The sequence below is a fragment of the Deinococcus marmoris DSM 12784 genome (genome assembly GCF_000701405.1).
Classification (GTDB): Bacteria; Deinococcota; Deinococci; order Deinococcales; family Deinococcaceae; genus Deinococcus; species Deinococcus marmoris.
In genome coordinates this window covers 63,482-73,079 of sequence record NZ_KL370780.1, presented here as the reverse complement: position 1 = coordinate 73,079, position 9,598 = coordinate 63,482, and the positions used below count along the sequence as shown (strand labels likewise).

The following is a 9,598-nucleotide window of genomic DNA, read 5'->3' as shown; positions in this document are numbered from 1 at the left end:
AACCTCGATGAGAGAGGATGAATTTGGCATGAGTCACGATTATGGCCCAGTGGGGCGCGGAGTATGCGAGGTTGCATGTCCAGGGAGATCGCGTCTGGTCAAGGGTGAGGGGCGACTGTTTTAGCAGGACTGGCGCTGTCCAGGAGCAGGTCCAGCACACCGGCGGCCTGGGCCTGCTCGGTCAGGGCGTGCGTGATCAGGGTGCCCTCCCTGGCGATCACCTGGTCCTGCCGGTCCAGCAGCGTGCGGGTCAGGGGACGGCCCAGCACACCGCGAATGCGCCGTTCCTGGATGGCGGCGGCGGCCTGGGCCGTGCGGGCGCCGAGCCACTGTCCGGCGCCACTCAGCGCCTGAGTGCCGCGCAACTGCAACTGCGCCCTTTGTGCGGCACTCAGCACAGGCCGTCCCGCCCCGCGCAGCAGCGGCGCCGCGACCAGTCCCACACTCGCCAGCAGGGTCAGCCAGTAGCCACTTCCGGCGAGGCCGCCCAGCCCGCTGCCCAGCAGCCCGGTCAACTGCGCGGCGCTCCACCAGGCCAGCAACAGGATGACGACGCCGGTCACGGCTGATCCGGCCTTCAGGGGCAGGCGCGCAGGTCTGCCCGTCAAGGCCCGGTAGGCAAGGAGCCCACCTGCCATGGGAATCAGGTACAGCGCGTAGAACAGCAGGGCGGCCAGGCCCACGCCAGACGGCTCGCCCCCGAACGCCTGATTCATGCCCTCGCCCATGGCGGCGAGTGAACGCAACTGACCGGGCAGGGCCGCGCCGCTCACGGAAGACGACGCGAAGAACAGGTCGATATGGATCCAGGGCATGAGAAAAGCCAGAATCAAGAGCAGGCCAGAGCCGGCAATCACCGTGCGTTGTGTGTTCATCAAGACCTCCGGGTGGAACCGCGTCAGGCGCGGATGGAAAGCAGCGAGGGAGAAACGGACGGGTCAGTCGAGGTCAAGTTCAGTGGCGCTGACCTGCGCGCGCAGCGCCTGACCTGTCCAGCCCTCAGGCGGCGTGCCGCTGGGCTTCACGGTGGCGCTGCCGCCTGGATCCAGCACCCGCGAGCTGAACCAGCCCGGCGAGTACGTCTCGTACTCGCTCTCCCCGACAGGTTGATCCCCGTTGAGGAAGGTGAGCTTGAGCGTGAAGCTCTTGATGGGCTGGGCCGAACCGTTGGTGACCACCACGTCGGCCTGGTAATCCCCCTGATACAGCCCCGCGCGGCCGACGTCTGCCGTGAACTTGGCCAGGACCGGCATCAGCGCGTCCACAGCGGCCGCTTCCTCCTTCCAGCCGGCGTCGTTGGGGTACGTGGCCACCAGTTTCTTCAGGGCCAGCCGGGCGCGGACAAGGTCTTCCTCGCGGCCCGTGCGGTAATCGCGCTGCAGCGCGGCCAGCGCCGCCTCACGCGCCTGGCGCTGGTCTTCGGCACGTTTGGCCTGGGCTTTTTCAGCCCAGTCAGTATCGACGCGCCACTGGCCATCCTCACGCACCAGTTCGAGCGTGTGGGCCTCGTCCTTGAGGGGCGCCTTGTCAAACTGGGCCTTGACTTTGCGCGTCATGGCCGCCTCGTCGCTGCCGCCGCCGAACAGCGCTTCCATCAGGACGCCGCTCAGGTCCACGTCGGGCACCCGCGCAGTCACGGCCACGCTGGCCCGGTCTCCCTCGGTCTGCGCGCTGGCTCCCGCGATTTTCACGCGCGCCCCGTAGAGGTCATGCAGCGGCTGGTCACTGGCCTCGGGGTACAGGGTCTTGTCGGCTGTGTTGGGGGCTTGAGCTGCGGCCGCCTGGTCCGGGCGCGTCGCCAGCGCGATCATGCCCGCCGTGTCGCCGGAGAGCTGGGCGCGGACGAAGCGTCCGGCCACGCTTTCGGGAGCGTTGGCGTCCGGGCCACAGGCCACCAGCAGGGGCAGCAGGAACATTATTTTTCGCATCATCATGGTCTCCTCCGGCCCGCTCAGCGAACCGGCACGTTTTCGAATTCAAGGCCGGCGAACCGCAGGTACGGGACGCTCTTCAGACCAGCGGGCGCGGCGTACAGCACGCTGACCGTGCCGCTTCCGCCAGAAGACAGGGGGACGTTGACGCGGTACGGGCTGGACGTGCCCGCCGCCGTCAGGGTGCGTGCGCCGTACCACACGCCGGCCAGACCGAGGAACATGTTGTCGGTACTGGTGACCTCCAGACGGTAACCGGTGTCCGTGCGGTTGGTGAGGGTGAAGTCGCATTTCAGGCCATCCTGGACATACGTGCAGGTGTCGAGCTTGCCGGCGTAGTCGCGCACGCGGTAGGCGTCGACCACCGCGCCCGCCGGGTTGAGCAGCCGGGGACCGGCCTGGGCGGTCACCGGCAGGTTCCGGAAGCTATAGCCGTTAAGTTGCAGGTAAGGAACGGAGGTGTCCGTTTCCGGCAGGGTAAAGGTGACCTGGCTCAGGAGGCTGCGGCGCGCCGGCATCAGGCTCTGGGCGGTGTAGCGCTCGTCGTCGCCGCCCAGACTCACGCTGTCGGCGCTGCGGACCAGGCCCCGGCGCGTGACCAGCCAGGTGCCGTCGGAACTGCTGCTGCTCACGCGCAGGTTCTCGTCCACCGTGCTGGTCACCGCGAAGCTACAGGTGACGCTCGTCTTGACGCGCAGGCAGTCCAGCAGGCCCAACTTGACCTGCTCACCCTGGGCCGTGGTGACGGGCACCCCAGCGGGATTCACGGCGGGTTCGTCGGGAAGGTCCTGCGCCAGGGCGACGTTCAGGAATTCGGCGTCTCCCACGCGGAGTGCTTTGAGGGTGGTGACGCCCTTGGCCAGGTTGTAGTTGAGCTGCGCGCGCACACTGATGCCCGTGGGAAGCAACTGCACGGTCCGGTACTGGCCCGACTGACCGCCGAAAATCAGTTCCCGGGGCCGCGCGACCGAGCCGTCCGGCAGCGTGACCGTCTCCGAATCGGCCTCCAGTGGGACCCGCAGCGGCGCCGTTCCCGTGTTGGTGAGGACCAGGTTGCAGCCGGAATCCGTGCCAGAAGACGCACGGAAACAGCCTTCGAGCGTGATGTTCAGGTCACCCCACCGTTTCGTCTGCGGCGCCTTCGTCTGCTGCGCGGTGGCGGTGCCCAGCGCGAGGGTCGCGGCCAGGAAAGTGGAGGCAAGGGCGGCTCTGGTGGTGTGCATGGGTGTTCTCCTGGGTCTGAACGTGAGGACGTGAATGGACGGGGCAGGTCTTGCGGCTTGCTGGAGTCAGACGCAAAACCCTGCGTGGGGACGCCCTGAGGCCCAGGGCCCCTTCCCCTGACTGACGTCTCAGGAGATTAGGAAAGTCCAGTCGCAGGTCAGGAAAAAAAGCAAGTCCATGTGGCGGGCGGAGCCAAACTTTGTCCCGCAGGCCCTTTTGCTTCTCACCCCGTGCTGCTCCGGAGACGCGGAAGGTCCGCGTTCACAGGGGGCCAGCACCGGGGGCGCACATGAGCGCAAAAAAGAACGTTGTCCGGTGGTTCGTGCTGTTCCTCGCCCTCTCTGCGGCCGCCCATGCGGAGGACCGTGGCGGGTATCCGCCCAACGTGCAGGCACACGCCGTGCGCAGCGGGCAACGGTGAACGGCAAGGGGGGCCACGGCCCCCCTCCGGTACGCCATGCTGTGGTCCATGGCGTCTGCGGAAAAAGCGTTGTCGTGGCGGCTCTACGCTCTGGTTCAGGAAGGCCGCCTGCAGGCGGTTCTCGACCTGCTCGGAGGTGTCGACCTGCCCCTGAGCAGCGACCACCACCGCCAGCGGGCCTACGCCCTGCACGTCCTGGGTCACCGGGAAGCGGCGCACGCGGCCATCGGGGCCGCGCTGGACACGGACCATCCCGACTTGAAGGGCACAGCCTACGGCGAGCTGGCCGTGATGCTCATGCGCGAGGGCGACTTTCAGGGCGGCCTGCGCGCCTACCACCAGTCGCTGGCCCTGCTGCGTCATGACCGTGGACGGGTCCAGACGCTCTACAACCTCGCATGGACCTACCTGCGCCGCACGGAACTGGATCTGGCGCGGGACACCTGCGGTGAGGGCCTGCGCCTGGTCTCACGCTCGGCAGACCCCCTCGCCCGCCAGCAGCGTCCAGGCTTCGCCGGGTTGCTGACCCACCACGCCCGCGTCACCGGGCAGTGGGACCTGGCCCTGGAGCGCGCGCAGCAGGCCGTCGACTGCTCGCCGGCAGACCGCTCACGCGGCGCGGCTTTCCGCGCGCTCGCCACCACCCTGCGCCTGAGTGGGGAACTGGATGGGGCCAGGGAAGCGCAGCTGCGGGCCCTGGACTGGACCAGCGAGGGCCGCGAGGCCCTGACCGACCGCCTGCACCTCATGCTGATCCAGCTCGCTCAGGGCGAGGACGTGAGGTCCGGACTCCAGGTCATCCTGCCAGACGCCCACCCGGTCGACGCGGCCCGCGCGCAGTTGCAACTGGCCCGCTGGAGCCTGCTGGAGGGAGACCACTGCGCCGCCCTGGGGAGCCTGCGGGCTGCCCTGGCGGCCGACGAGCCGTTTGCCGTCCTGGACGAGGCCCCGGCCCTTGCGGGACTCTACGCATGGGGCCAGGAGGCGGGGCTGGACCTGCCTGCGCCGGCACCAGGACAGACGCCGCGTCTCCACCTGACGGTGCGCGGGCAGCCGCAGGTGGCGCTAAACGGCGCAGTCCTGGAAGACCTCGGGGCCGTCCATGTGGGGCTGCTGCTCTCCTTGCATCTGGAGGGGCCGGCCACGCCGGCCACCCTCGCCGGGGCCCTGTTCGATCTCGCGCCGGAGGAACGCGCGCGGGGGACGCAGCGGATCAAGCGGGCCGCGCAGGCCGTCCGGCTGTTCACCTGCAGCGACGGGGCCGTGGTCCTGGAGGGCGGCCTCTACCGGCTCGGCGCCGCCTGGCGCGTCACCAGTGATCTGAATGGGGGCCACGGTCCCGTCCTGATGGAACTGTACGGCCCCTGGATCGCTACCCTCCAGTAGCGCCGCTGGCCTGCCCGGGTGCCCAGGCCAGCGGCATGCCGGCGGGCCGGACCCCCGGTTCGCTCAGGTCTGTGCTCCACACCCAGGTGGGCGACAGGCTCAGGCGACCCCGGCGGAGCTGCACGGCGTCGCGCTCACCCATCACCGAGCGCAGCACCGACAAGTGGTAGCGCAACTGGTCATAGAGGGTCCGCTCGTCGCCCTCGCCCAGCACCTCGTCCACCACCACGCGCCAGGGATGGCTGCCGCGCTCGATCAGGTAGGCCAGCAGCGCCAGCGCCTGGCCCTGTCCGTACACCGGCGCGAAGCGGCCGGACACCAGCAGTCCCGGCTGGCCGAGCGTCACCACCTGGGCGGTCCGCGCCGGGGCGATGGGCAGCTCGGTTCCCAGCCGGTCCCGCAGGTCCGGGAGTGAGCGCAACTCGTCGAGCAGCGCAAACCTTGAGCCGGACAGGGCCAGTCCGGGGACTTCGCCGCCCCTGGAAAGGACGCCCGCCGCCGCGTGCAGCGCGAGCCGGTAGGCGACGTCCGGATGAACTTCCCGGACCGTTTCCACGCTGGCTGGCGGTTCCAGCAGCGACAGCAGCGCCTGGATGTCCGGCGCCAGTCCGTGTGCCTCTCCCCGGGCCAGCGCGAGATAATGCAGGCGCGTGGCTTTGAACCGCTCGCCCTGTAGCCGGTGGACAGTGCCCGCCGCGAGCGCCGCGTGCGAGGCCGTGAGCGTGTCCCCGCGCGCGCGCGCGAGTTCCCCTGCCGCTTCTGCACGGGCCAGGGCCTGCGTCCCCTCGCCGCTGGCCCGGTGGACGCTGCTCAGGGCCACCAGCAGGGCCCCCTGCCACGGCCTGGCGGCCCGCTGGGAGCGGGTCAGGGCCAGACCTTCCTCGGTCAGGGCGCGTGCGTCGGCCAGTGCCCCGGCCAGCAGCGCCGCCCAGCCCAGATCGTGCAAAATCGCGGCGCGCTCGTACGTGTTGCGCCGCGTTTCCAGACAGAGGGTCCAGCTTGGGGGCGGCCGCCGCCAGGTCCAGTCCGGCGGCGGCGTCAGCGGGCTGCCCGGGGGCACCCAGGCACCCAGAAGAGGGGGAATCGGCGTCATCTGAGACTTACCTCCGGCATTCTCCTGAGCATACTGGCCTGGTGGCGTGACCGTCGTTCAGCGCACGTCCACCGTGAAGGGCACCTCGACCACACTGTCCTTCCGGTCGGCGGCGCCCACGGTAATCGCCAGTTGTCCGGTGACCGCCGTGCCCGCTGCCGGCTTCTGGGTGAATTTGAGCTCCACGCAGCCCTGCGCCCGGAAGGCGTTATAGACGTTGTCGAAGAATTTCTGAAGTTGTCCGGCGCTGGTCGCTTTCTGGAAGAGGCCGCCCGTGCGCGCGGCGATGTCCTCGGCGTCACGGAAGTCCAGCGTGTCCTGGGCGTCCAGGCCGATGATGTACAGCGGCGTGCCGTTCTTGTTGGCGGCGGCGATCACCTGCGCAGGTGAAGTGAAACTGCCGGTGTCCTGGCCATCGGTCAGGACCAGCCCGCGCGCGTTGCGGCCGCCGCTGGCCTTCAGCAGGGCGCTGGCATCCAGCATCGCGTCGTACAGCGGCGTGCCCCCGCCGATAAAGGTGGCCTGGTCCACGGCTTTGGTGAGAAGCGCCCTGTCCCCGGTAAAGTCCTGCCACAAATAGGAGGCCAGCAGATCTTCAGAGGGAGAGGTGGCCGTGTCGAACGACAAGATGGCCGCTTTGTCCGACGGGCCCATCCGGTCGACGAATGCCCGGGCCGCCGTGTTGCGGAGCTTGCCTGGATCCGTATCCTGCATGCTGCCCGTGCTGTCGAGGCTGAGCGTGGCCGTGACCACATCCTGGCCCTCCACGTTTCCGCAGACACGTGCCGAGGCTGCCCCAGCACTCAAGTTCTTGACCGTCACCGATTTCAGGGTGGCCGTTCCCACGATATCGGTGCCCTTAAGCGGCGTGAAGCCGAACTGGTAGGTGCTGACGTCCACAAACCGCACGCCGTTGATGGTGCCGGTGGTCGCGGCGGGTTCCGTGGGGGGTTCCGTGGGGGGTTCCGTGGGGGGTGTGGTGGGTTCGGTACCACCACCGCAGGAAGCCAGCGTGAGGGTGAGGGTGATCAGGGCCAGTGGAAAGACTCTTTGCATGCTGTTCTCCAGGGGGTGGGAAGGGGGAGTCGGGATTAGAGGATCAAGCGGTGCAGTCTCGTCTTGCGGGTTCGCCGTTGGGCTGGCCGGGGTCATAGACACTCAGCAGCCCTTCTGCCGTGTGCAGGAAAGTGATGGACCCGAATGGACATGGCGTCACCACCTCCCTGGACAGTAAAGCGCCGGCGTACGATTTGCGGGAAAAAAGCAAGTCCAGGTCAGACGCCGCTCAGACCACCAAGCGTCCTGGGTGGGAACAGCGAATTTGAACGCCAGGACGTGGCATGAGTTCGGTCCCATGTGCCCGTCCACCACAGTCCATCTGTAATCCCTGCAAATTCGTCTCAACACCGTAGTGAAGCAACAGCAGAATGCTTCCTGCCCCGTCAAAACACTCTGACGTCCACCCGCCACCCAGCGGCTGTCTGCCGTGGTTTGCACCAGTTCTGTGCCTGTTCTCCCTCCCTTGTCCATTTCTTCTCTTCGCACCCTGGCCGATCTGATGTTTCACCTGGCCCAGGCGCACGAGAATTCATCACCAGCCCTGGCCTGGACCAGGGGACACAGAACGGCGGCAAAGAGCCAGTGGTTCTTCCACCACTATCGGTGAGGCACGTCCAGCGAAACCCGCATTAAACGAATCCTGTTGCCGTCCAACCAGTCCTCTTACAACGTAAAAATGCTCTATGTGCCCGGCGCCGCGACAGGCAAAACCAGCCCATTCATGTGTTCACGTCTGGCCCTGGCCACCCACTGATCCCACTGCCGCATTCAGGCCACGGCCCGGTGTTGATGACCGGTGGCCGGCGCTGGCTTGCAGACCCTGGGGCTGGGCACCATGACGGGTCCTGCTTGGATCACCACCCGCCAGCGACAGGCCCCGCGTCCACCGTTATGCGCGGCAACATCAAAATATTGCCTTGAAAAGACCCGTGCCAGGATTAAACTTGTGAAGCCCCCATCCAACCTCAGTACCACCTTCCAGCACAACGCCACGCCAGCGAAGACCCGCGTGCGCAAGCCCGTGGGCAACCCGTTCACCCCCATCCTCGAAACGTTCACCCAGCTCCAGAAAGAAGGCCCGCAGCCAGAGGGGCTGCGGGCCTTCAGCGTGCGTCCTTTCCCCGGACGCCCCCAGCACCATCTGGCCATTGACGGACAGGGGGCACCCGCAGTTTTGCTGCGGGCCAGGGCCAACCCGACGCTCCACTTCGGAGTGCCGCACCTGGGCGTTGAACATGACGTCCTGTGCAACATCACCCACGCAGATGGCACACGCGACCAGCACACGTTTCTGGTGGTGCGCTGCCGGGGAGACGACGCCGGGGTCCACGGGTACTTTCTGAACGTTGTCGGGGGAGCGGTGCTGGCCCTGCCTGATGACGCCACAACACATGACGTCGCAGAGATGACCGAGCACGTCGCCTATGTGTTGGCCGACCTGAACCGGGAACCCCGCCTCGCGTCCCCAGAGCTGTGGGCGGAGGTTTTTATCATCGCGCGCGCAACTGACACTGCCCAGGCGGTCCAGGTCTGGCGAGACCACCCGGAAAACACGTACAGCTTCGGCACCAACGGCAAGCACGCCGAAGTGAAGTGCACCGTGGGAAAGGGCCGGCAACACAATTTCTCCCTGAAACAGTTGCGTTTGCCCTTTGACGGCGGCGACGTCACCATCCTCTCGCTGAAGCTGCAGCCGTCCAGGACGGAGGTGTCTCTGAGCGAATTGATTCGGGAGGTGCGGGCCAGACTGCTCCATGACCAGGCGATGCTGAAGAGGTTTGACTGCAACGTTGCGATGGCGCTGGGGCACACCCTGGTCCGTGCGCTGTCGACCGGGTTTGACACGCGGCTGGCCGCCAGGAACCTGCGGCTGATGGCGGCGGGAGACATCCCCTGCCTCTCTACTGCACTGCCGGAGGGCATTTCGGACCTGCGGTTCACGGTGAATGTCGGGTCGGTGCCCGCCAGCAAAGTGACTCCACAGGACAGTCTCCACGTGGCGCTGAATGTCCCACGCTCACGGCAACGTGGTATGGACTGACTTCAAAGCCGTGTCGCCCATCGGTCAAAGGGGCATTGGTCTACTGGCCTTACATGCCGGCTGACCACCACCCAGGGCTTTGGGCGCAAGAACAGGTGACAACACCTGGATCATGGGCAAGGCTGTTCAAAAGGTTCTGACCAAGAGGCTGTGGCTGTAAGTGTCTGCATGCTGCCCGTATCCCTACTAGCCTGGGCGGTGCCGAACGCATCGAACATGCGGTCTAGGGTGGCCCCACGTTCGTCAAAAGTGCAGGCCATGTATCCACTCAGCAGCAAGCGGGGCGCTTCAATTCTGGTCAATGCAGCTTGACGCTGGGCCTCGATCGCCGCCCGCTTGGTCTGCTCCTCCCAGGCGATCTGGCGCATCTTCTAAGCTTCCAGAGCGACGATCTACAGCGTGACGAGCGCAGTATTTGCCAGCGCAGCATTGGGGAGAGGTGC

At 67.0% G+C, this 9,598-nt stretch carries 8 protein-coding genes; 2 read left to right on the top strand and 6 right to left on the bottom strand.

What is annotated here, in order from left to right; translation table 11 throughout:
- Positions 1-98 precede the first annotated feature (98 nt).
- The 3 genes from Q319_RS0123975 to Q319_RS0123965 all read right to left on the bottom strand — a co-directional run bounded on the left by Q319_RS0123975 (position 99) and on the right by Q319_RS0123965 (position 3,154).
- Positions 99-875, bottom strand: a complete 777-nt coding sequence (locus tag Q319_RS0123975) for a hypothetical protein (RefSeq protein ID WP_029484870.1) — start codon at positions 873-875, stop codon at positions 99-101.
- 63 nt (positions 876-938) lie between these two features.
- Positions 939-1,931, bottom strand: a complete 993-nt coding sequence (locus Q319_RS0123970) for a hypothetical protein (RefSeq protein ID WP_156039600.1) — start codon at positions 1,929-1,931, stop codon at positions 939-941.
- 20 nt (positions 1,932-1,951) lie between these two features.
- Positions 1,952-3,154: a hypothetical protein gene (locus Q319_RS0123965; protein WP_029484868.1), complete on the bottom strand. Its 1,203-nt coding sequence runs from the start codon at positions 3,152-3,154 to the stop codon at positions 1,952-1,954.
- Between the two features lie 470 nt (positions 3,155-3,624).
- Between Q319_RS0123965 and Q319_RS0123955 the strand changes: the two genes are divergently transcribed.
- A complete protein-coding gene (locus Q319_RS0123955; protein ID WP_156039599.1) occupies positions 3,625-4,962 on the top strand; it encodes a tetratricopeptide repeat protein in 1,338 nt (445 codons plus the stop codon).
- Here Q319_RS0123955 and Q319_RS0123950 read toward each other — a convergent pair.
- Complete coding sequence (locus tag Q319_RS0123950; protein WP_029484866.1) at positions 4,949-6,055, bottom strand: hypothetical protein; 1,107 nt, start codon at positions 6,053-6,055, stop codon at positions 4,949-4,951. The two genes, Q319_RS0123955 and Q319_RS0123950, sit on opposite strands and share 14 nt — an antisense overlap.
- 57 nt (positions 6,056-6,112) lie before the next feature.
- On the bottom strand, positions 6,113-7,111 hold the full coding sequence (locus tag Q319_RS0123945) for a vWA domain-containing protein (protein WP_029484865.1): 999 nt from the start codon (positions 7,109-7,111) through the stop codon (positions 6,113-6,115).
- Positions 7,112-8,060: 949 nt separating this feature from the next.
- Between Q319_RS0123945 and Q319_RS0123940 the strand changes: the two genes are divergently transcribed.
- Positions 8,061-9,155 carry a PD-(D/E)XK motif protein gene (locus tag Q319_RS0123940; RefSeq protein ID WP_029484864.1) on the top strand — a complete coding sequence of 365 codons (1,095 nt, stop codon included), beginning with the start codon at positions 8,061-8,063 and terminating at the stop codon, positions 9,153-9,155.
- A 110-nt stretch (positions 9,156-9,265) separates the two neighbouring features.
- Here the strand turns inward: Q319_RS0123940 and Q319_RS0123935 are convergent, their stop codons facing one another.
- A complete protein-coding gene (locus Q319_RS0123935; RefSeq protein WP_029484863.1) occupies positions 9,266-9,523 on the bottom strand; it encodes a hypothetical protein in 258 nt (85 codons plus the stop codon).
- Between the last annotated feature and the right edge of the window lie 75 nt (positions 9,524-9,598).

Excerpts from the sequence above, each read along its gene's own strand:
- Q319_RS0123965 (WP_029484868.1), bottom strand. The coding sequence starts at position 3,154 with ATGCACACCACCAGAGCCGCCCTTGCCTCCACTTTCCTGGCCGCGACC.
- Q319_RS0123955 (WP_156039599.1), top strand. The coding sequence starts at position 3,625 with ATGGCGTCTGCGGAAAAAGCGTTGTCGTGGCGGCTCTACGCTCTGGTT.
- Q319_RS0123935 (WP_029484863.1), bottom strand. The coding sequence starts at position 9,523 with ATGCGCCAGATCGCCTGGGAGGAGCAGACCAAGCGGGCGGCGATCGAG.
- Q319_RS0123970 (WP_156039600.1), bottom strand. The coding sequence starts at position 1,931 with ATGATGCGAAAAATAATGTTCCTGCTGCCCCTGCTGGTGGCCTGTGGC.
- Q319_RS0123945 (WP_029484865.1), bottom strand. The coding sequence starts at position 7,111 with ATGCAAAGAGTCTTTCCACTGGCCCTGATCACCCTCACCCTCACGCTG.
- Q319_RS0123950 (WP_029484866.1), bottom strand. The coding sequence starts at position 6,055 with ATGACGCCGATTCCCCCTCTTCTGGGTGCCTGGGTGCCCCCGGGCAGC.
- Q319_RS0123975 (WP_029484870.1), bottom strand. The coding sequence starts at position 875 with ATGAACACACAACGCACGGTGATTGCCGGCTCTGGCCTGCTCTTGATT.